The 21,168-nt window shown below is 69.6% G+C and carries 20 protein-coding genes; 14 read left to right on the top strand and 6 right to left on the bottom strand.

Annotated elements, in window-relative coordinates; genetic code table 11:
* Positions 1-43: 43 nt before the first annotated feature.
* Positions 44-2,869, top strand: a complete 2,826-nt coding sequence (locus tag AC3A6Y_RS13670; protein ID WP_487868759.1) for an autotransporter outer membrane beta-barrel domain-containing protein — start codon at positions 44-46, stop codon at positions 2,867-2,869.
* 98 nt (positions 2,870-2,967) lie between these two features.
* Complete coding sequence (locus AC3A6Y_RS13665) at positions 2,968-3,360, top strand: hypothetical protein (protein WP_487868758.1); 393 nt, start codon at positions 2,968-2,970, stop codon at positions 3,358-3,360.
* 68 nt (positions 3,361-3,428) lie between these two features.
* Here the strand turns inward: AC3A6Y_RS13665 and AC3A6Y_RS13660 are convergent, their stop codons facing one another.
* Positions 3,429-4,766 carry an MFS transporter gene (locus tag AC3A6Y_RS13660; RefSeq protein ID WP_487868757.1) on the bottom strand — a complete coding sequence of 446 codons (1,338 nt, stop codon included), beginning with the start codon at positions 4,764-4,766 and terminating at the stop codon, positions 3,429-3,431.
* 122 nt (positions 4,767-4,888) lie between these two features.
* Between AC3A6Y_RS13660 and AC3A6Y_RS13655 the strand changes: the two genes are divergently transcribed.
* Positions 4,889-5,557, top strand: coding sequence for an alpha/beta hydrolase (locus AC3A6Y_RS13655; RefSeq protein ID WP_487868756.1), 669 nt, complete (start codon positions 4,889-4,891; stop codon positions 5,555-5,557).
* Positions 5,558-5,740: 183 nt separating this feature from the next.
* Positions 5,741-7,318, top strand: coding sequence for a glutamate--cysteine ligase (gene gshA, locus AC3A6Y_RS13650; RefSeq protein ID WP_487868755.1), 1,578 nt, complete (start codon positions 5,741-5,743; stop codon positions 7,316-7,318).
* Here the strand turns inward: gshA and AC3A6Y_RS13645 are convergent.
* Positions 7,313-8,329, bottom strand: a complete 1,017-nt coding sequence (locus AC3A6Y_RS13645) for an ornithine cyclodeaminase (protein ID WP_487868754.1) — start codon at positions 8,327-8,329, stop codon at positions 7,313-7,315. The two genes, gshA and AC3A6Y_RS13645, sit on opposite strands and share 6 nt — an antisense overlap.
* A 146-nt stretch (positions 8,330-8,475) precedes the next feature.
* On the opposite strand from AC3A6Y_RS13645, the gene AC3A6Y_RS13640 reads away from it, so the two are divergent.
* The 4 genes from AC3A6Y_RS13640 to AC3A6Y_RS13625 all read left to right on the top strand — a co-directional run bounded on the left by AC3A6Y_RS13640 (position 8,476) and on the right by AC3A6Y_RS13625 (position 10,774).
* Complete coding sequence (locus tag AC3A6Y_RS13640; protein ID WP_487844907.1) at positions 8,476-8,853, top strand: response regulator; 378 nt, start codon at positions 8,476-8,478, stop codon at positions 8,851-8,853.
* A 100-nt stretch (positions 8,854-8,953) separates the two neighbouring features.
* On the top strand, positions 8,954-9,379 hold the full coding sequence (locus tag AC3A6Y_RS13635; protein WP_487868753.1) for a nuclear transport factor 2 family protein: 426 nt from the start codon (positions 8,954-8,956) through the stop codon (positions 9,377-9,379).
* Positions 9,369-9,839, top strand: a complete 471-nt coding sequence (locus AC3A6Y_RS13630; RefSeq protein WP_487868752.1) for a MerR family transcriptional regulator — start codon at positions 9,369-9,371, stop codon at positions 9,837-9,839. The genes AC3A6Y_RS13635 and AC3A6Y_RS13630 overlap by 11 nt, the downstream gene beginning before the upstream one ends.
* A 20-nt stretch (positions 9,840-9,859) precedes the next feature.
* A complete protein-coding gene (locus tag AC3A6Y_RS13625) occupies positions 9,860-10,774 on the top strand; it encodes an aminotransferase class IV (protein WP_487868751.1) in 915 nt (304 codons plus the stop codon).
* 41 nt (positions 10,775-10,815) lie between these two features.
* On the opposite strand, the gene AC3A6Y_RS13620 is transcribed toward AC3A6Y_RS13625, so the two are convergent.
* The gene (locus tag AC3A6Y_RS13620) at positions 10,816-11,997 is read right to left on the bottom strand and encodes an acyltransferase family protein (RefSeq protein WP_487868750.1); all 1,182 of its coding nucleotides are present in this window, start codon (positions 11,995-11,997) and stop codon (positions 10,816-10,818) included.
* Positions 11,998-12,138: 141 nt separating this feature from the next.
* On the opposite strand from AC3A6Y_RS13620, the gene AC3A6Y_RS13615 reads away from it, so the two are divergent.
* From AC3A6Y_RS13615 to AC3A6Y_RS13600, 4 genes are all read left to right on the top strand, one after another.
* Complete coding sequence (locus AC3A6Y_RS13615; RefSeq protein WP_487868749.1) at positions 12,139-13,029, top strand: LytTR family DNA-binding domain-containing protein; 891 nt, start codon at positions 12,139-12,141, stop codon at positions 13,027-13,029.
* Positions 13,030-13,091: 62 nt separating this feature from the next.
* A complete protein-coding gene (gene ylqF / locus AC3A6Y_RS13610; RefSeq protein ID WP_487868748.1) occupies positions 13,092-14,048 on the top strand; it encodes a ribosome biogenesis GTPase YlqF in 957 nt (318 codons plus the stop codon).
* Between the two features lie 155 nt (positions 14,049-14,203).
* Entirely contained in the window at positions 14,204-14,359 is a 156-nt protein-coding gene (locus tag AC3A6Y_RS13605; protein WP_487868747.1) for a hypothetical protein, read from the top strand.
* Positions 14,360-14,444: 85 nt separating this feature from the next.
* A complete protein-coding gene (locus tag AC3A6Y_RS13600) occupies positions 14,445-14,732 on the top strand; it encodes a putative quinol monooxygenase (RefSeq protein ID WP_487868746.1) in 288 nt (95 codons plus the stop codon).
* Positions 14,733-14,748: 16 nt separating this feature from the next.
* Here AC3A6Y_RS13600 and AC3A6Y_RS13595 read toward each other — a convergent pair whose 3' ends face one another.
* Positions 14,749-16,080 carry a restriction endonuclease subunit S gene (locus AC3A6Y_RS13595; RefSeq protein WP_487868745.1) on the bottom strand — a complete coding sequence of 444 codons (1,332 nt, stop codon included), beginning with the start codon at positions 16,078-16,080 and terminating at the stop codon, positions 14,749-14,751.
* Entirely contained in the window at positions 16,077-17,744 is a 1,668-nt protein-coding gene (locus tag AC3A6Y_RS13590) for an HsdM family class I SAM-dependent methyltransferase (protein ID WP_487868744.1), read from the bottom strand. Before AC3A6Y_RS13590 ends, AC3A6Y_RS13595 begins: the two co-directional genes overlap by 4 nt.
* Positions 17,745-17,883: 139 nt before the next feature.
* Here AC3A6Y_RS13590 and AC3A6Y_RS13585 point away from each other — a divergent pair, with 139 nt between their 5' ends.
* The gene (locus AC3A6Y_RS13585; protein ID WP_487868743.1) at positions 17,884-18,822 is read left to right on the top strand and encodes a M14 family metallopeptidase; all 939 of its coding nucleotides are present in this window, start codon (positions 17,884-17,886) and stop codon (positions 18,820-18,822) included.
* A 14-nt stretch (positions 18,823-18,836) separates the two neighbouring features.
* Here the strand turns inward: AC3A6Y_RS13585 and AC3A6Y_RS13580 are convergent, their stop codons facing one another.
* Complete coding sequence (locus AC3A6Y_RS13580) at positions 18,837-20,636, bottom strand: glutamine--tRNA ligase/YqeY domain fusion protein (protein ID WP_487868742.1); 1,800 nt, start codon at positions 20,634-20,636, stop codon at positions 18,837-18,839.
* Positions 20,637-20,773: 137 nt separating this feature from the next.
* Between AC3A6Y_RS13580 and AC3A6Y_RS13575 the strand changes: the two genes are divergently transcribed.
* The gene (locus AC3A6Y_RS13575; protein ID WP_487868741.1) at positions 20,774-21,136 is read left to right on the top strand and encodes a hypothetical protein; all 363 of its coding nucleotides are present in this window, start codon (positions 20,774-20,776) and stop codon (positions 21,134-21,136) included.
* The last annotated feature ends 32 nt before the right edge of the window (positions 21,137-21,168 follow it).

The following is a 21,168-nucleotide window of genomic DNA, read 5'->3' as shown; positions in this document are numbered from 1 at the left end:
AAGAACTACATTCTTAAGTATTAATGTAATACGAAAGAATTGTATGAATCGCGTTTTCCGGGTGCTCTGGAACCCGACGCAAGGGCTCTGGACGGTGGCTTCGGAGGTGGCCCGCGGGCTCGGCAAATCGAGCGCCCAGGCGCCGATCGTGGCCCTGGCGCTGCTGGGCCTGGCCGCAAGCGCAGCTGCCGACTGCAGCGGCCCCAGCGGCGGCACCATCACCTGCACGCCGGGCACGCCGCAGACTTTCGTCGTCATCGGCGGCTACGACTCCACGCCCGGCGGCACGGTGGACGTGCAGCCCGACGCCGTGATCAGCACCACGGACCTGCCGGCCATCAGCATGGGCGACCAGGGGACGATCCGGGTCCAGCGCAATGCAACCGTGCAAAACAATGCCGCAGGCAGCGCCAACGGCCACTACGGCACCGGCGCCAACACCATCGAGTTTCGTTCCAACACCACGCTGACCATCGAGGAGGGCGCCAAGGTCCTCTCCAACGGCACGGCGCACAACGCCGAAGCCATCAACCCGCATGGCACGGGCAATCTCATCGTCAACCACGGCGAGGTGCGCTCGCAGGCCGGCGGCGCCGCCATCTGGCTGGAGGCCTCGAGCGGCTCGAACACGGTGGTCAACGGGGCCACCGGGGTCATCGAGTACAAGGGCGGCGCCGGCAACATCCTGGGCGCATCGGGCACGATGGCCGTGGACTTCACGAACCAGGGCAGGCTGATCGGCGTGCTCAACTTCGCCGACGGCGACGACGCGCTGCACGTGCATGCCGGCTCGTCCATCACCGGCGCCATCAACGGCGGCGGGGGCAACAACCTGCTGACGCTCGACGGCACGGGCAGCGCGACCTTCGCGCACACCGTGTCGAACTTCCAGACCCTGGTGAAGCGGGACAGCGGCACCTGGACCTTCGACAACGCGCTGCCGGGCTCCGGCATCACCAGCACCCGCGTGGCCGCGGGCACGCTGATCCTCGGCGCCGATGCCAGCAGCTATACCGGCAGCATGACGGTGGATGCGGCCGGTACGTTGCAGACCTCCGCGCAGTTCGCGCCGCCGGCGATCACGGACAACGGCCTGGTGCGCTTCGCGCAGCCGAGCGACGCGAGCTACACCGGCCTGCTCTCCGGCACCGGCGGCATCGAGAAGACCGGCGCCGGCCGGCTGACCCTGACGCGCCAACAGGCGATCACCGGCGCGACCACGGTCGCGGCCGGGACCTTGAAGGCAGGTGCCGCCGATACCTTCAGCGCCGCTTCGGCACACAGCGTGGCCGCCGGCGCCACGCTCGACACGGCCGGCTTCGACCAGCGCGTGGCGTCGCTGAACAACGCCGGCACCGTCAACCTGCTGAGCAGCCAGGCCGGCAGCACGCTCACCGTGACCGGCGCCTACGTGGGCCAGGCCGGGGTGCTGAAGCTGGGCACGGTGCTCGGAGGCAGCAACAGCGTGAGCGATCGCCTGGTGCTCAGCGGCCCGGGCGCCAGCGCCAGCGGCAACACGACGCTGCGCATCACCAATCTCGGCGGCCTGGGCGCCCTGACCACGGGCAACGGCATCGAGGTGGTGAGCGCGCGCAACGGCGCCACCACCACCGCGCAGACCACGCGCGACGCCTTCGCGCTGGCCAACGGGCATGTGGATGCGGGCGCCTATGAATACCGTCTCTACGCCGCCGATGCGCAGGGCGCGGGCGAGAACTGGTACCTGCGCTCGACGACCACCGTGCAGCCGCCGACCACGCCGACCACGCCGGCAACACCGGCTGCACCAACGACGCCGGCCGACCCCATCGACCCGGTCCGTCCCGCGGAACCTGCCGGCGCCGCGGAGCCGCAGAACCCATCCGACCCTTTCACCACCGTGAAGCTGCCCGTGCTGTCCGTTGCGGTGCCGACCTATCGGGCCGAGGTCCCGCTGTTCGCAGCACTGCCGGCGCAGCTGCGCCAGGCGGACCTCGCCATGCTCGGCAACCTGCACCGCCGCATCGGCGACGAGGACGCGCCCGTGAGCGGTACCGACCCCGCAGTGCGACGCGCCTGGGCCCGCGCGGTCTACAGCGACCTGAACATCCGCCAGGACGGCATCGCCGATGCACACAGCCGCGGCCATGTGAGCGGGCTGCAGGCCGGCACCGACCTGCTGGCCAGCGGCAACTGGCGCGCCGGCCTCTACCTCGGCTTCCTGGACGGCAGCGCCGACGTGAGCGGCAATGCGCGCGGAACCTTCGGCCGCGTCGGCTCGAACGAGCTGCGCTCGCGCTACCTGGGCGCCTACGCCACCTGGAAGGACGCCGGCGGCCTCTATGCCGACGCCGTGGTCCAGGGCGGCAGCCACCGCTACACCGTGCGGCCCGACGGCAATGCCAGCGTGGACGGCAAGGGCGACAGCTTCACGGCCTCGTTCGAGACCGGCAAGTCCTTCGCGCTGTCCGATCGCTGGACGGTCGAGCCGCAAGCGCAGCTGATCTACCAGCGCGCGCACTTCGATGCCGTGGCCATCGGCGGCGCCATCGTGCGCCAGGACGCCGATGCCGGATGGATCGGCCGCCTGGGCGTGCGCATCAAGGGCGACTTCGCCACCGGCGCGGGCCGGCTCCAGCCCTATGCACGGGTGAACGTCTACCGCGCCGGTGCCGGCGCCGACGTCGCCGAGTTCGTCGGTCCGGCGGGCTCGACCCGCTTCGCCGGCGCCGGCGGCTACAGCGCGGCCGAGGTGGCGGGCGGCTTCACGCTGGCGCTGACGCCGGCCGCCAGCCTGTATGGCGAACTCGGTCGCGTGTTCGCGATCGGCGGCGATGCACGGCTCGAGTCCTCGGTCCAGGGCTCGGTCGGCGTGAAGCTGCGCTGGTAGGCAGCCGCGCCCGAGTCCCGGCCGTCTTGGGTTCCAATAGCGCTTTCGCGCCCGCCGCGCGGCGGGCCGCCCTCGAAGCCATTGCAGACCTTCCGATCATGGGACTTCCACGCCAGTGCCTTGCCGCCGCCCTGTGCCTCGCCGCTTCCGTGGCGGGCGCCCAGCAACAGCCCGCCGACCGCTTCCCCGCCGCCGCCATGAGCTTCCTCGGCACCGAGCTGCCACAGATGGAGGCGGCGATCGCGGCCCGCGACCGCGACTACTTCGAGGAGGCGATGGGCCGCATGCTCGACTTCTCCGGCAGCTGGGGCTTCAAGTCGCAGGGCAACCCGGCCCTCGGCCGCTATCCGATGTGCACCGAGGCGGTGTCCGATTTCCTGGTGGTCGGCATGTGCCGCATCATGACCACGGCCGATGCCTGCGAGCCCGGCCTGCCGGCCCGCTTCAACGCCAACCTGCAGAAGTGCCGCGAGATGGCTTCGCGGCAGTGAGCGGCGCGGGGCTGCCGTTCCGTCGTTGATGCGGAAGGGCCGCCGAGACCCCGGCGAAGGCGGCGCTGCTATGCGCGGGCGGTGCTCGAAGGAAGTTCGGCGTCCGGCCGGTGGGCCTCGGCATCGTCGATGTCGCGCCCGGTGAAGTCCTTGAGCCACAGCAGGCCCAGCAGCGACACCAGCGTCATGCCCAGGAGATACCAGGCCGGCGCCAGCTTGTTGCCGCTGGCGCCCACCAGCCAGGTGCTGACGAAGGGCGAGAAGCCGCCGAACAGCGCCACGCCCACGCTGTAGACCAGCGACATGCCGCTGGCGCGCACATGCTTGGGGAACATCTCGGGCAGCATGGTGATGGTGGGCACGGTCTGCACCACCAGCGCCGTGCTCAGCAGCCCGACCACGATGAACAGCACCGCCGCCGAGGGCGCGGCGTTGAGCCACCAGAAAGCGGGATAGATGAGCAGCGCCATCGCGATGCGGCCCCACACGATCAGCGGCTTGCGCCCGACGCGGTCGGAAGCCAGGCCCACCAGCGGCGACAGCACGAAAGACAGCAGGCCCGTGAGCACGGCGCCGAACAGCGCCACCGTGGGCGGCAGGCCCAGCTCGCGCACCGCGTAGGTCGGCATGTAGAAGGTCACCACATAGGCCGCGGCCGTGCCGCCGAGCACGCTGAGGATGGCCGCCAGCACCGTCCTGCCATGCTCGCCGCAGACTTCGGCAAGGCTGCTGCGCCGTGCGGCCGAGGCGGCGGGCGTGCCCGCGGTCTCCAGCGACTCGTGCAGGTGGCGGCGGATGTACATGCCCACCGGCGCGATCAGCATGCCGATGAAGAAGGGCACGCGCCAGCCCCAGGCTTCCATGGCCTGCTGGCCGAGCGCCGCGGTCAGGCCCCCGGCCACCGCCGCGCCGAGCAGGATGCCCAGGCCCTGGCTGGCGAACTGCCAGCTCGCCATGTAGCCGCGGTTGGCCGGCGTCGCGTGCTCGACCAGCAGGGTGGTGGACGCGCCGACCTCGCCGCCGGCGGAGAAGCCCTGGATCAGCCGTGCCAGCACGATCAGGACCGGCGCCGCGACGCCGATCTGCGCGTAGGTGGGCGCGAAGCCGATCATGGCGCAGCCCAGGGCCATCAGGAAGATGGTCAGCGTCATCGCCTTCTTGCGCCCCGCGCGGTCGGCGTAGGCGCCGATCACGATGCCGCCCAGCGGCCGCATGACGAAGCCGACGCCGAAGGTGCCCACCGTCAGCAGCAGCTGGCCGTAGCCGTCGAGCGTGGGGAAGAAGAGCTTGCCGATCACCAGCGCGAGGAAGCCGTAGATGGTGAAGTCGAAGAACTCCAGGCCGTTGCCGATGGTGGTGGCGATGATGGTCTTGCGCCGGCTCATCGGCGAGTGTTGCGAGGTCATCGGATCTTGTTTCTTGGCAGTGGTCGAGCTTGCGAGCATACGGGCTGCCGCGCGCCCGCGCGGCCGCGCCGCGAGACAAGGCACACTCGGGCCCTCCAGTCCCCATCTCCGAGCTTCACGCCATGTCCCTCGCTCCCATCGAAATCGAAACCGGCCCGAACCCCACCGCCACCATCCTGCTGATGCACGGCCTGGGCGCCGACGGCAATGACTTCGTGCCCATTGCCAACGAGCTCGACCTGTCGGCCGTCGGCGCGGTGCGCTTCGTGTTCCCCAACGCGCCGGTGATCCCGGTCACGATCAACGGCGGCTACCGCATGCCGGCCTGGTACGACATCGCCGCGGCCGACCTGGTCAAGCGCGAGGACGAGGCCGGCCTGCGCCGGTCGCAGGCCTCCATCGAGGCGCTGATCGCCAAGGAGAAGCAGCGCGGCATCGCCGCCCACCGCATCGTGATCGCCGGCTTTTCGCAGGGCTGCGCGATGGCGCTGCTGACCGGGCTGCGCCATGCCGAGCGGCTGGGCGGGATCGTCGGGCTCTCCGGCTACCTGCCGCTGGCCGCGACCACGGCCGCCGAGCGCCATGCCGCCAACCACGGGACGCCGATCTTCCTCGGCCACGGCACGCGCGACGGCGTGGTCCAGATCGAACGCGCCCGCGCATCGCGCGACGCGCTGGCCGCACTGGGCTACGTCGTCGAATGGCACGAATATCCGATGGAGCATTCGGTGTGCATGGAGGAAATCGCCGACCTCAACCGCTTTTTGCTTCGGGTTCTGGCCACGGCCTGAAGACGCCGTCGTCGAGAGGCCTCGCGGCAGGGCTTCCGACCGGTCGACCGCCGCCGCGCAGGCGCACGCCCGGATGTCCCGGCTATAGCAGAAAGGTCGTTCCGGCGTTTAATACCGGGTGTCAGCAGGCTGTCCGCGGCCGTGCTACCTTCCGCCCCACAAAGATTCACGGGTCATAACGACATGAGCAAACTGCAGGAGCGCCTGGGAGCGCTGACACCCGCGCGCCTGAAGGGAGTCCGCCGAGGGATCGAGAAGGAAAGCCTGCGCGCCCAGCCCGACGGCAAGCTGGCGCTGACGCCGCATCCGGCCGCCCTCGGGTCGGCCCTGACCCATCCCCACATCACCACCGACTTCAGCGAATCGCAGCTGGAGCTCATCACCGGCGTGCATGCCGACGTCGAAGCCTGCCTGGCCGAGCTCACGCAGGTCCACCAGTTCACCTACCGCGTGCTGGCCGAGGCCGGCGACGAGCGGCTGTGGGTGTCGAGCATGCCCTGCGGGCTGCCGCCGGACGAGACCATCCCGATCGGCCGCTACGGCTCCTCGAACGTGGGCCGCGCCAAGAGCGTCTACCGCATGGGCCTGAGCCACCGTTACGGGCGGCGCATGCAGACCATCTCGGGCATCCACTACAACTGGTCGCTGCCGGAAGTGTCGAGCGAGCAGTACTTTGCGCTGATCCGCAACTTCCGCCGCCATGCCTTCCTGCTGCTCTACCTGTTCGGCGCCTCGCCGGCCGTGTGCTCGACCTTCGTGGCGGGCCGCGCGCACGAGCTGAAGCCGCTGGGCGAGGGCAGCATGCACATGCCCCACGGCACCTCGCTGCGCATGGGACGGCTGGGCTACCAGAGCGAGGCCCAGGCCTCGCTGGCGGTGAGCTACAACAGCCTCGACGGCTACGCCGCATCGCTGCAGGACGCGCTGACGCGGCCCTGGCCGGCCTACGAGACGATCGGCATCCAGAATTTGGGCGGCGAATACAACCAGCTCGCCACCAGCCTGCTGCAGATCGAGAACGAGTTCTACGGCACGATCCGGCCCAAGCGCGTGATCTTCCCCGGCGAGCGTCCGCTGCACGCGCTGCGCGAGCGCGGCGTGGAGTACGTGGAAGTGCGGCTGATGGACCTCGACCCCTTCGAGCCCATCGGCATCAACGCCTCCACCATGCGCTTCCTGGATGTGTTCCTGCTGCACTGCCTGCTGGCCGACAGTCCGCCCGATACCCGCGACGAGATCGCCGAGCTGGCCCACAACCAGCAACTCACGGCCGCGCGCGGGCGCGAGCCGGGGCTGAAGCTGCTGCGCAGCGGCCGCGAGCAGGCGCTGACCGACTGGGGCGCCGAACTGCTGGAGGCCTTCGGGCCGATCGCCGATGCGCTCGATGCGGCCCACGGCGGCAGCCGCCACGCCGAGGCGGTACGCGCCGCCCGCAAGGTGCTGGCCGAGCCGGCCGGGCTGCCTTCGGCGCGCGTGCTCGAGGCGATGGCGAAGTCGCACGACGATTCCTTCGTCGCCTTCGTGCGCGCGCGCTCCGAGGAGACGCGCGCCGCGCTGCTGGCCTTGCCCTTCAGCGCCGAACAGCAGGCGTTGTTCGAGCGCGCGTCGCGCGACTCCGTCGAGGCGCAGAAGCAGATCGAGGCGGCCGACACCATGCCCTTCGAGCTCTACCGGGAGCAATACGTCTCGCCGGCGCGCCTGGGCTTCCGCAAGCACTGGATCGACGCGCCGCACATGGCGAGCCAGCCGGCGGCGCTATAAGAGGCGCAGCAGGTCCTTGGGGTCGCCGTCCGGCGGCGCGAGCGCGACGTCCTGCCCCAGGCCGTGCTCCAGCGCGAGGCGGTGGACCAGGCGCAGCGCCGAGTAGTCCTCCAGCGCGAAGCCCACCGAATCGAACACCGTGACCTCGGCTTCGTCCTGCCGGCCGGGCTCTTTGCCCGCGAGCACGCGCCACAGCTCGACCACCGGAAAGTCGGCGGGCAACTGCTGGATCTCGCCCTCGATGCGCGTCTGCGGCGCGTACTCGACGAACACGCGCGAGGCCTTCAGCACGTCCACATGCAGCTCGGTCTTGCCGGGACAGTCGCCGCCGACCGCGTTGATGTGCATGCCCGGCTCGATCATGTCGGGCGTGACGACGGTCGCGCGCGTCTTGCGTGCGGTCAGCGTGCTCACGATGCCGGCGCCGCGCACGGCCTCGGCAATGCCGGCCGCGCGCTGCACGCGCAAGCCCGGGTAGGCCGCCAGGTTGCGCTCCAGCTTGTCGGTGGCGGCCGGATCGAGGTCGTAGACCCGCAGTTCGTCGATGCCCAGCAGGGCGTGGAAGGCCAGCGCCTGGAACTCGGCCTGGGCGCCGTTGCCGATCAGCGCCATGCTGCGCATGCCCGGGCGGGCCACTGCCTTCGCCGCCAGCGCCGACATGGCGGCGGTGCGCAGCGCGGTGGTCAGCGTGAGCTCGGCCAGCAGCAGCGGGAAGCCGGTCTCCACCTCGGCCAGCACGCCGAAGGCCATCACCGTGGGCAGCCCTTGGGCCGTGTTGGCCGGGTGGCCGTTGACGTACTTGAAGGCATAGTGCGTGGCGTCCGACACCGGCATCAGCTCGATCACGCCCAGCGCCGAATGGCTGGCCAGGCGCGCCGACTTGTCGAAGTCGGGCCATCGCAGGAAATCTTCGCGAAGCGTCTCGGCCAGCGTCTCGAGGAAGCGGGGCACTCCCATCGCCCGGACCAGGGCCGACATCGCGTGGATATCGACGAAACGTGTTGTTGCCATACCTATCGGAAAACCTTCGTATTAGTCAGGTAGGCCTTTGCCTACCCACGTTGCCCCCGATGACCCACCGGCCGCGGCCGGCTGCGGATCATCATGACATCAAGCCAGAAAAAGCATTCGACCAACCCTTCGTTTCTCCTTTTGCCATGACTTTCAAGACCTACCTGGTTGAAGACAATCCCGTGATCCGGGAGAACCTGGTGGGCTTCCTGGAAGACGTCGCGGACGCCACCGTCGTGGCGCATGCGGCCGGCGAGCGCGAAGCCGTGGATTGGCTGGCCCATCATCGCGACGGCTGGGACATGGCGATCGTCGATCTGTTCCTCGAGGAAGGGAATGGACTCGGCGTGCTCGATGCCGTGCGCCGGCGGGCCGCTCACCAGAAGGTGGTGGTGCTGAGCAATTACGCCACGCCCGACATGCGCGCCCGCTCCAAGGCGCTCGGCGCGGATGCCTTTTTCGACAAGTCGGCCGAGATCGAGCTGCTGCTCGACTATTGCGAGCGCCTGAGCCGCAGCAACTGAGCCACGCGGCGTTGAGTTCGCGGCGCGCTTGACCTAGAGTGCGCTCCAGCATTTCCAATGAATGAACCGGGTCGTCCGGTCCATGCAAAGGAACCATGCCATGAACGCCATCGCCACCACCAACACCAACAAGCAGATCGTCCAGCACATCCACGCCGAGCTCGCCCGGGGCAACGGCAGGCCTTTCGTCGAGAGCCTGGCGGAGGACTTCCGCTGGATCATGAAGGGACGCACCGCCTGGTCGGGCACCTACGAGGGCCGGCAGACGGTGCAGGACCGGCTGCTCACGCCGCTGTACGCCCAGTTCGAGGGCCCCTACCGCAACACGGCCGAGTCCTTCATCGCCGAGGACGATCGGGTCGTCGTGCAGTGCCGGGGCGAGGTGAGCACGAAGTCCGGGCAGCGCTATGACAACGAGTACTGCTTCATCTACCGCCTGGCCGGCGGCAAGGTCGTGTCGCTGACGGAGTACCTCGACACCGCCCTGGTCGACGCCGTGCTGGAGGCGCCTGCGCGTGCCGCCTAGTCCCAGCCTGCGCATCGGCGAGCTGGCCGCGCGCACCGGCCGCAGCGTGCATGCCATCCGCTGGTACGAGGCCCAGGGCCTGGTGCCCGGCGTGGCGCGCGACGAGGGCGGCCGGCGCGTGTACGGCGAGCTGCATGTGGGCTGGCTCGACCTGATGGAGCGCCTGCGCGCGACCGGCATGTCGATCGCCGAGATGCGCGAATACACGGCGCTGGCGATGCAGGGCAGCCGCAGCCTGCGCCAGCGCCGCGACCTGCTCGCCGCCCACCGGGAGCGCGTGAACGCGACCATCGCCGAGTGGAAACGCGCACTGACGCTGGTCGAGAAGAAGATCGACTTCTACGATGCCTGGATGCACACCGGGCAGCGGCCGCCGCTCATCCCGGCGCAGACGCCGCGCGCGCTGCGCAAGCCCGCGCTGCCCGCGCCTTCGGCCCGCAAGCCGGCGAAGCGCGCATGAAACCGAAGGAGCTTCAAGACGTGCCTGCCGATCCCAACCCACTGGCCGACGGCGTCGCCTACGTGCGCGGCGCCTACGTTCCGATCGCCGAGGCCGCGATCCCGATCACCGACTGGGGCTTCCTGCGCTCCGACGCCACCTACGACGTGGTCACGGTGTGGGAGGGCGCCTTCTTCCGGCTCGATGCGCACCTGGAGCGCTTCATGCGCAGCTGCGAGCGCTTCCGTCTCGACCCCGGCCTTGCGCCGGCGCAGATCGCCGAGGTGCTGGCCGAATGCGTGCGGCGCAGCGGCCTGCGCCATTCCTACGTCGAGATGATCGTCACGCGCGGCCAGCCGCCTTGGGGCTCGCGCGACCCGCGGCAGGCGGTGAACCGCTTCTACGCCTTCGCCGTGCCCTTCGTCTGGATCGCCAACGAGGCGCAGCGCGAGCGCGGCCTGCACCTGAAGGTGAGCGCGGTGCAGCGCATTCCCGCGAGCTCGGTCGACCCGAAGGCCAAGAACTACCACTGGAACGACCTCACGATGGGCCTGCTCGGCGCCCTCGATGCCGGCGCCGACACGGTGGTGCTGAGCGATGCCGCGGGCCACGTGGTCGAAGGGCCCGGCTTCAACATCTTCTGCGTCAGCAACGGCGGGCTCGTGACGCCGCAGGAGGGCGTGCTCGAGGGCATCTCGCGCCGCACCGTGATCGAGATCGCCCGCTCGCTGGGCCTGCGGGTCGAACTGCGCGCGCTGCCGGCCGAGGAACTGCGCGGCGCCGACGAGGCCTTTCTCACCAGCTCGGGCGGCGGCGTGCTGCCGGTGACGCGGGTGGACGACCAGGTGCTCGGCACCGGCCGGCCGGGGCCGGTCACGCAGCGGCTGCTCGCCACCTACTGGGACTGGCACCGCGATCCCGCATACAGCCGGCCCATCGACTACGGCAGCCGCTGAATCGTCAGGGCAGGGACACGCGCTATGGGGCTTGTCACTCTTCAACGCGCTGCAAGGTCTCGAAATCGCCGCGGATCTTCGGCTGCGCGCGCGCTTCGCGGCTTGAGGCCGAACAGGGGGCGCAGCCAGCCGACGCGCCGGATCAGTCCGTCCGTCAGGACCCAGCAGCCACCCACCGTGAAGGCGACCAGCAGCACCGGCTCCAGCACCGGCCCCAGCCGCCAGCGCGCGAGCAGCACGGCGCCGGCCACGATCAGGGTCTGGTGCAGCATGTACCAGGGATAGACCGACTCGTTGGCCCAGTGCAGCCAGGGCCAGGGGCGGTCCAGGTAGCGGCGGGCGAAGCCCAGGATGGCGGCGATCGCCGTCCACAGGTAGAAGGCGCGCAGGCCGCGCAGCAGCCAGGCCTCGGCGCCGCCCGCGCGCAGCGCCAGGTAGGCGGCCACGAAGCCGACCGCCAGCGCCAGCGCCCAGCCGCGCAGGCGCTCCAGCTCGCGCCACAGCCCGGCATCGAGGCCCATCCAGTAGCCGTAGAGGAAGACCGTGAAATAGAGCGGGTGCAGGTAGCCGTCGTGGAGCAGGTCGTGGGTGGCCGGGAAGCGCGGCGCCAGCGTCAGCGCGTAGAGCAGCAGCGGCAGGGCGGGCAGCACCAGCAGCCGCCAGCGCCGCAGGCCGGTGAAGGCGGCGCGCAGCCGCTGCCCCGCGGCCGAGGCCAGCAAAGGCTGCAGCAGCGCCACCAGCGCGGTGTAGGCGAAGAGGTAGGGCAGGTACCACAGGTGGTTCCAGGTCATGCCGAAGTCCGAGCCGGCGAAGGCACCCTGGGGCCAGGGGCCCATCGTCAGGTAGCGCAGCATGAAGTCGACGAAGCCCGGCGCCACCAGGCCGCGGGCCAGCGCCTCGGCATAGGCCTGGTAGGGCACCACCACCGTCATGCCGAAGACCAGCGGCAGCATCAGGCGCAGGGCGCGCTGCCGGATCAGCGCCAGCGGGTTCCGGCCGCGGAACAGGAATCCCAGCGCCACGCCCGAGACCAGGAACACCAGGTCCATGCGCCAGATGTTCACCACCTGCATGGGCGCCTGCAGCCAGGCCGCCGCATGCGGGCTCTTGAGGTGCCAGGGCCAGGCGGCCACGTAGTACATGCCCACGTGGTAGAGGATCAGCAGGCCGAAGGCCAGCGCGCGCAGTGCGTCGATGTCGTGGCGTCGGGATTCGGGGGTCATGATGGCTCCAGGTGTTCGAAGGCAGCCATGCTGGGCGCGGCCTGCCCTTCGAGGGCCGCCCAAGTGACGATCCGCCGGGCTCCTGGGACGAACGGCGGCCCGCGGGGACGAATCCGGGCCCGGATTCGGGAGAATGCCGCCATGCCCGAGACCCCCGGCCAGACCCCGAAGAACCTGTTCGAGCGCTACCAGCCCTACCGCCGGCGCGCCGAGGTGGCCTTCTGGGTGCTGTTGATGGCGCTGCAAGCCGCCTTCAACTGCGTGGTCGCGGTGATCGACGCCGATCGCGCCGGGCGGGCGCTGCCGACCTGGCAACCGGTGACCTGGGAGCTGTCCAGCCACCTGGTGCTGCTCGCGCTGGTGCCGGCCGTCGTCGCCTTCGAGCGCCGCTTTCCGCTCGGCTTCGCCGGCTTTGCCCGCAACCTGCCGTGGCACCTGGCGGCCAGCGTCGTTTTCAGCCTGCTCCACGTGGCGGGCATGGTGGCGTTGCGCAAGGCCGTCTATGCCTGGGCCGGGGGGCGCTACGAGTTCGGCGGGGCCGAGCAGTGGGTGTACGAATACCTGAAGGACGTGCGCGTCTACGCCATGTTCGTGATCGCGATCCTGAGCTACCGCCTCTTCATGCTGCGGCTGCAGGGCGAGGCGCGCGTGCTCGATCCGCCGGAGGAGCCCGCCGGCGCGGCGCCGCCGCCGCCGGAGCAGCCGCCGCCGGCGCGGCCCGAGCGCTTCCTGGTGCGCAAGCTGCGGCGCGAATTCCTGATTGCCGCCAGCGACATCGACTGGCTGCAGGCCCAGGGCAACTACGTCGGCCTGCGGGTCAAGGGCCACGACTACCTGCTGCGCGCCACCCTGACCGACTTCCTCGCGCAGCTCGACCCGGCGCGCTATGCCCGCGTGCATCGCAGCTATGCGGCCAACCTGGACCGCGTCGCCGAGATCGAGCCGCTGGACGGCGGCGATGCGCGCCTGCTGATGCAGGACGGCACCCGCATTCCGTGCAGCCGGCGCTATCGCGACGCGCTGCGGACCTGAGCGCAGGCGAGCGGCGACAATCGCCGGCTCTCCCCGATCCCCGAGCAAGAAAGAAGTCCCCGATGGCCATCCAGTGGTTCCCCGGCCACATGCACCTGACCCGGAAGGCCATCGCCGAGCGCATTGCCGAGATCGACGTGGTCATCGAGCTGCTCGACGCGCGCCTGCCCGGCTCCAGCGCCAATCCGATGCTGGCCGAGCTGACCGGCCACAAGCCGGGCCTCAAGGTGCTCAACAAGCAGGACCTGGCCGACCCCGCGCGCACCGCGCTCTGGCTGGCCCACTACAACGCGCAGCCGGCCACCCGCGCCATCGGCCTCGATGCCAGCCAGACAGCGCCGGCACGCCAGCTGATCGAGGCTTGCCGCCAGCTGGCGCCTCAGCGCGGCAGCATGGCCAAGCCGATGCGGGTGCTGATCTGCGGCATTCCCAACGTCGGCAAGTCCACGCTGATCAACACGCTGGTCGGCACCCGAAAGGCCAAGACCGGCGACGAGGCCGGCGTCACCAAGCTGGAGCAGCGCATCGTGCTGGCCGACGGCTTCTACCTCTGGGACACGCCCGGCATGCTGTGGCCGCGCATCATCGTGGCGCAGAGCGGCTACAACCTGGCAGCCAGCGGCGCCATCGGCCGCAATGCCTTCGACGAAGAGCTGGTGGCGCTGGAACTGCTGGGATATCTGAAGCGGCACTACGCGGCGCTGCTCGAGGCCCGCTTCAAGCTCGATGCGGTCGCCGGCCTCGGCGACGAGGAGATGCTCGAGGCCATCGGCCGCCAGCGCGGCGCCCTGCTGGGCAAGGGCCGCGTGAACCTGCAGAAGGCGGCCGAGATCGTGATGAACGAATTCCGCAGCGGCAGCCTGGGGCGCATCACGCTGGAGACGCCGCAGGAGTTCGGGCAATGGCTCGCAGCGGGGCAGTTGCTGGATGCGCAGCGGCAGGCGAAGAAGGAGGCGCGAGGGCGAGGGAAGAAGCGCGCATCCGGTCGCGAGGAGGCGCCGCCGGACGCCGCTGGCTAGGCGGGAGTGAACTCCGTGAAGCGAAAATCGTGGAATTGCGCTTCAAACGTGAAGCGCAATTGGTTGGAGGCCGTGGCCACAGCGCAGATCGAGGGCGAGTTGCTCCAGATCAGTTCGCGGGGCGTCGAGCGGGCCTGTCTCGATTTGCCGGCGGCATGAGCACCGAGAAATACACGGCGATCACCGGCGTGTCGCGTGCGACTGCCTATCGGGAGCTCACGCAGCTTGCCGGAGCCGGCCTGCTGGAGCGAAGCGGACAGGGGCGTGGCACGCGTTATGCACTCGTGCCTCTGAACCCGAGCCGCATCTGAGGCGATCGCACCGGGAAACTCCGGGCCACGTGGCCGCGGCGCCGGGTCAAGATGCGCCTAAGAACAATTCCAGGCGGAGCCTCCCATGCACTACGTCCTCGCACGCATCATCGTCAAACCGGAGGTTGCCGATCTTGCAAAGGGCATCCTCGTCGACCTGGCGTCCAAGTCGCGGCAACACGCCGGCTGCATGGGCTACGAGCTGTTCCAGCAGACCGGGGCGCCGCACATCTTCCAGACCGTCGAGCAGTGGAAGGACAAGGCCGATGCCGAGGCGCACATGCAAAGCCTGCATGTCGGTGCGGCGATCGCCGCGGCGGGCCCGCTCCTGGCCGGCGCGCCTGAAATCGTGGCCTACACCCGGCTTCTCTAGACCGAGTGGGGCGCGGCTACGATTCGAAAGCTCGCGCCAGCAGCGCCTCGAAGGCGGCTTTCGAGCGGATCAGCGCGGCGTCCTGCTGCTGCGCGACCACATGCAGCCCGGCCACCCGTTGCGCAAAGGACTCCTGAAGCTCCGCCGGCGGCACCATCACCCGCAGCGTGCGCAGCCGCTCCTTGGAAATGTTGGGCATGGAGGCGGCGGTCCCGCTGGCCAGCAGCTGCAAGCCCCTTCGCACGCGCGGCGCGCGCAGCATCGCCCAAAGGTAGAGCGGATGCACGCCCGAGTCCGGGCGCAGGCGCAGCCGGAAGATCAGGTCGGGCAGCAAGATGCGGCCGCGGGTCTCCCACACATAGGCCGGCGTGCCGACCAGTTCCATCGTGTTCTTGCGGCTGATCAGCAGGTCGCCGGCCCGCACCTCGCTGCGCGTGTCCGGCACTTCGGTCTGGGGCAGGGTCTTGTGGTCGGACTCGTCGTAGAGCGCATTCTTCAGCGCGCTCAGCCGCAGCACGCCCCATTCGTTTTCGGTCTTCGGCCGATCGTGGCAGCGGGGGCTCTTGCCGCTGTCGATGCCCTCGAGCAGCTCGCCCAGCTTCACCACCGGCCAGCCCATCGGATTGCTCTCGGGGTCGCCGAACATCTCGGCCAGCGTTGCCGGTGCCACCTTTTCGGTGAGCGCACGCGCCCGGCGCAGCAGGCGCACCAGGCTGTCGGAACAGGCGAGGATCTCGACCACGCGGTGCTGATGGTCCAGCTCGGGCACCGGAATGGCAGCGCCGGCCATGTGCGCGGCCGGCACGCGCTGCTGGCCGGCGGTGCCGGTGAGGCTGCGCCGCGCCGCGTTGCGGAAGCGCTTCTGGCGCAGGAAGTAGTAGACCCACTCGGGCAGCACGGCCTCGCGGGCGCGCAGTACGTGGAACTCGGTGGAGCCGAAGCCGAGGCCGCCGGCCAGGTCGCGCGCGACGGCCACCTTGCCGTTCTCCATGCAGGGCGAGATCTTCGCGAACAGTACGTCGCCCTCGGCGAAGGGGGTGTAGCCCCTTCTTACCTCGCCGAAGGGCCGCGTCAGGCGCCGGGCGATGTCGGCGCTGATCTCGTTCACCGCGGCCATCGGCACGAAGGCCACCTCGCTGTCGTCCCGCAGGCCGTGGTCCTTCGGCAGCCTGGGATTGATCTCGCAGACTTCGCCCAGCGTGGCCATGCGCGCCGGCGGGGCCACCGGAAAACGCTCCAGCATGCGCTCTACGATGCGAACATCCACGGGCAGCTGCGCGGTGCTCACGGGAGCAACTTCGCCTTCGCTTGCGGCGACCGCGTCATCGGGGGGCAGGACATCACTCATCGGTCAAACTCCGCAAACAGTGCGCGCAGCGTCTCAATTTCCTTCCCGATCTCGGACTCGATCGCGGCCAGCTCGTCCAGGAGTTCGCGCGGATCCTGGTGCTGTATCTGGGAGGCACTCATCGGCCGGTAGCGGCTGGCCGAGAGGCTGAAGTCGTTTGCGCGCAGCGCCTCGGCGTCGGCGAACCACCATTTCTCGCGCCACTCGGCCTCGGGGTCGCGCGCCTGCCAGCGGGCCCAGGCCGCCTCGCGGCCGATGAAGGCCTGGGCCAGCGCGGGCAGGTCGTCGGACTCGATGGGCGTGTCGTGGTTGGCGTCGAGCCGGTAGCCGTCGTCCTCCACGTGCAGGAACTGCACACGCTGCGTGCGGCCGCCGCGGCGGAAGAAAAGCACCGAGGTCTTCACGCCCGAGTAGGGCTGGAACACGCCCCCGGGCAGGCTCATCACGGCCTCGACGCGATGCTGGTTGATCAGCTGGCTGCGCAACTCGCGGTGCGCCAGCGTGGCGCCGAAAAGCACGCCCTCGGGCACCACCACGGCGGCCCGGCCGTCCGGACGCAGGCTGTCGAGCATGTACTTCAGGAACAGCAGCTCGGTGGCACTGGTGCTGCCGAGCCTCAGCGCGTCGACGATGCGATCCTTGTCGATGCGGCCGGAGAAGGGCGGATTCGCGAGCACGACGTGGAAGCCTTCGGCGGGCAGGCCCAGCCGCTTCTTGACCTTTTCGTCGAGGTGGGTCGTGAGCACGTTGCGCTGCAGGATGCGCACGTGGCCCAGGCCGCGCAGCGTGAGGTTCATGGTGGCCAGCCGCACCATCTTCGGATCGACGTCGTTGCCGAAGAAGCTGCCGCGCTGCAGGGTGGCGAGCTGCGCTTGCGTGAGCTGGTCGCCCAGCCCGCGGCGGTGCGTCTTGCCCTCGAGCTCGGCTTCCACGATGCTTTCCGGCGAGGAGTGCGCGAGCCGCATGTGGTTGTAGGCCGCCACCAGGAAGCCCGCGGTGCCGGCGGCCGGGTCGTAGACGGTCTCGCCCACCTGCGGGTCGATCATCTCGACGATGGCGCGGATCACGTGGCGCGGCGTGCGGAACTGGCCCAGCTCGCCGGCCTGCTTCATCTGGCGCAGCACGTGCTCGAACAGGTCGCCTTTGGTGTCGGCATCGGCCTGGTCCAGGCGCAGGTCGCCGACCAGGCGGACCACCTGCGTCAGCACCGTCGGCTCGTCGATGCCCAGGCGCGCGCCGCGCATGAAATCGTGGGCCGAGGCCTCGCCGATCTCGGCGAAGAACGGGAAGACCTCGTCGCGCACGAAGCGCACCAGCACCTCGCCCGAAAGCGCCTCGGACCACCACGACCAACGGAAGCGGTTGCGTGGAATGCAAGGCTGGCCGGTGTGCAGCACGGTCATCGGCAGCACGCCTTCGCGCACGGCCGGCGCCTGCGCATTGGCCGGGTTGCGCAGCTCCCATTCGCCGTCGAACAGGCTGCGGAACGGGACGTCGAGTGCCCGGGCGCGCGCGCCGGCTTCGGCGTCGATGCCCTGGACCAGATAGAAGAAGAACAGGAAGCAGAGCTGTTCGGTGTTGCCGACGGGATCCGGGTAGCCGCCACCAAAGAGATAGTCGCGAATCTGGTCGATCGACCGTCGCATGTCGGCAGTCAGGGGCATGAGGGGAGGGGGCTCGAAAGGGGGCTCGAAATAACTTTGTTTGTGGGTCGCGAGTCTACGAGGCAAATGGGAGGTCCCCGCCGGCGCAGCTGTAGCAAACTAAAGGCCTCGCATCCACCGGCCGCAGCGTCACTTTGCCATGCCCCCGACCTCCCCGCGCCTCGAAGTCGTCCAGGGCGATCTCTCGGCTTACCGCCAGGGCAACACCGGCGTCGACTACGTCCACCGCTTCGAATCCGGCAAGCCGGGCCCGCACGTGCTGATCAATGCGTTGACCCATGGCAACGAGATCTGCGGCATGGTGGCCGCGACGCGCCTGCTCGACGAGGGCGTGCGCCCGAGGATCGGCACGCTCACCGTGAGCTTCGCCCATGTGGAGGCCTACAACGCCTTCGACGCGGAGAAGCCCTTCGAGAACCGGCAGCTGGTGCACAACCTCAACCGCATCTGGTCCGACGAGTGGCTGGAGGGGCCCGAGGACAGCCCCGAGCTGCGGCGTGCCCGCGAACTGCGGCCGGTGGTGGCCGCGGCCGACCACATCCTCGATTTGCACTCCACCAGCCAGGACGTGGTGCCCTTCTGGGTCTACCCGGCCTTCGCGCGCAACGCGGCGGTGGCCCTGGCAATCGGGCGCCCGTCGGTGCACCTGGTGATGCCCAAGGGCCTGGGCTCGGGCACACCCCTGATCCAGCACGGCCGCCACGGCGAAGACGAAGGGCCGGCCGGCGCGGCGCTGGTGGCCGAGTGCGGGCAGCATTTCTTGCAGGCGACGGCGGATACGGCGGTGGCGGTGACTTTCGACTTCCTGGCTCATTTCGGCCTGGTCGAGCGCGAAGCCGATGCGCCGGTGCCGGGGCCGCAGCGGCGCTTCGAGCTGCTGGAGACGCACATGGTCAAGACGCCCGATTTCCGCTTCGTGCGGCCGCTGCTCGGCTTCGAGGTGTTCGCCAGGGACGAGCTGATCGCGGTCGATGGCGACGAGGAGATCCGTGCGCCGTGCGAGGACTGCACGGTGCTGATGCCGGCGAGGGTGCCGATCGTGGGGCGGGAAGGGGTGTATCTGACGCGGCCGTTGTAGCCGCCGCAGCTCCATCACTTGCCCCAGCTGTCCTTCATTCCGGCCGCGCGGTTGAACACCAATCCGGCGCCTGCAGCCTGGCGGCTGTCCGGCACGAAGTAGCCGTGCCGCTCGAACTGGAAGGCCTGGCCGGTCGTGGCCTGGGCCAGTGCCGGCTCCGCATAGGCCTGCGCCACCACCAGGCTGCTCGGGTTCAGCTCGTCCTGCACTTCGCCGGCACCGGGCTGCGCCGCCGCGAACAGGCGCTCGTAGAGCCTGACCTCCACCGGCACGGCATCGGCCGCCGCCACCCAGGTGATGTTGCCCTTGACCTTGATCGCGTCCGCCCCCGGCGTGCCGCTCTTGGTGTCGGGCACCAGCTTGGCCTGCACCTCGGTGAGCTTGCCGTCCGCGTCGCGCGTGCCGCCCGTGCATTCGATGACATGGCCGTACTTGAGGCGCACCTTGTTGCCCGGGAACAGGCGGAAGAAGCCCTTGGGCTGCACGTCCTCGTAGTCGGTGCGCTCGATCCAGACCTCGCGGCCCAGCTTGAAGCTGCGCTTGCCCATTTCCGGGTGGTGCGGATGCACGGGCGCCGTGCATTCGTCGAGGAAGCCGGCGCCCATCAGCGCGTCCCAGTTCGTGATCACCAGCCGGACCGGGTCGAGCACGGCCATCGCGCGCGGGGCCACCGGGTCCAGCGTGTCGCGCAAGGCGGCTTCCAGGCTGGCGTAGGCTATCCAGCCGCCCGACTTGGTGACGCCGGAGCGCTCGCAGAAGAGCTTCAGCGCCTCGGGCGTGTAGCCGCGCCGGCGCAGGCCGGCCAGCGTGGGCATGCGCGGGTCGTCCCAGCCGTCGACATGGCCCTCCTCGACCAGCTGGCGCAGGCGGCGCTTGCTGGTGATCACGTGGGTCACGTTGAGCCGCGCGAACTCGTACTGGCGCGGATGCGGCGAGGCGATCAGGCCGCCCTCGGCCAGGCGGTCCAGCAGCCAGTCGTAGAAGGGGCGCTGGTCCTCGAACTCGAGCGTGCAGATGCTGTGGGTGATCTGCTCCAGCGCGTCTTCGATGGGGTGGGCGAAGGTGTACATCGGGTAGATGCACCAGGTGTCGCCGGTGTTGTGGTGGGTCGCGCGGCGGATGCGGTAGAGCGCCGGGTCGCGCATGTTGATGTTGGGGCTGGACATGTCGATCTTCGCGCGCAGCACGGCGGCGCCGTCGGGCAGCTGGCCGTCCCGCATGGCGCGAAAGCGCGCGAGGTTCTCGTCGGGCGTGCGGCTGCGGAAGGGGCTGTCGGTGCCGGGCGTGTTGAAGTCGCCGCGGGTGGCGCGGATCTGCTCGGCGGTCTGCTCGTCGACGTAGGCCAGGCCGGCGCCGATGAGGTGCTCGGCCGCGCGGTACATGAAATCGAAGTAGTTGCTGGCGAAGTAGACGTGCTCGCTGGGCTGGCCGGGCCGGGCCGGGTCGTCGGCCAGGCTGCAGTCGTAGCCCAGCCACTTCACGGCGTCGCGGATGGCGTCGACGTATTCCTGCTCCTCCTTCTCGGGGTTGGTGTCGTCGAAGCGCAGGTGGCACACGCCGCCGTATTCGCGGGCCAGCTCGAAGTTGAGCCAGATGCTCTTGGCGTGGCCGATGTGCAGGTAGCCATTGGGCTCCGGTGGAAAGCGCAGCCGCACGCGGGCCGGGTCCTGCATGCCCTGCGCGTGGTGCGCGGCGTCGCCGGGGGAGCCGCCCCAGCGGCGGCCCGCGTAATTGCCCTGTTGGAGGTCGTTTTCGATGACGTGGCGCAGGAAATTGCTGGGTCTGGAAGTATCTTGATCGGCAGCGGAAGTCATCTCTTCATTCTAGGTGGCGCTTCGGTGGAGTTACGTTTGGAAACGTTCTTCACTGTGCAGTGTGAACCGGGTTGACATTTGCTGCGTTCAATAGGCACATGGACGCATGCGTCCCCCTCAACAAGGAGATCCACACCATGAGCCTCACCCGATCCACCTTCTTCAAATGGGCTGCCGCCGGCGTTGTCGCAGCGGGCGCCTTGTTCACTGCCGCTTCGGCGAATGCTCGCGGCGACGTGAGCTGGTCGGTCGGCATCAGCGCTCCCGGCGTGGCCGTCGGCGTCGCTGCTCCTCCGGTGTATTACGCACCGCCGCCGCCCGTGTACTACCGTCCGGCCGCCCCGGTCTACTACGCCCCGCCGCCGCCGGTCTACTACCGTCCGGCCCCGGTGTATTACGCACCGCCGCCCGTGTACTACGGCCCGCCGCGCGGCTACTACCGCCATCACGGCCACGGCCACGGCTACGGTCACGGCCACGGCCATCGCCACTGGCGTTGAGCGCAGACAGCCACGATTTGCCTGCTGTCACA

It is taken from the genome of Variovorax sp. Soil_C_17 (assembly GCF_057657265.1).
Note: the sequence above shows the minus strand (reverse complement) of the source record. Positions and strands in the feature narration are given on the sequence as shown.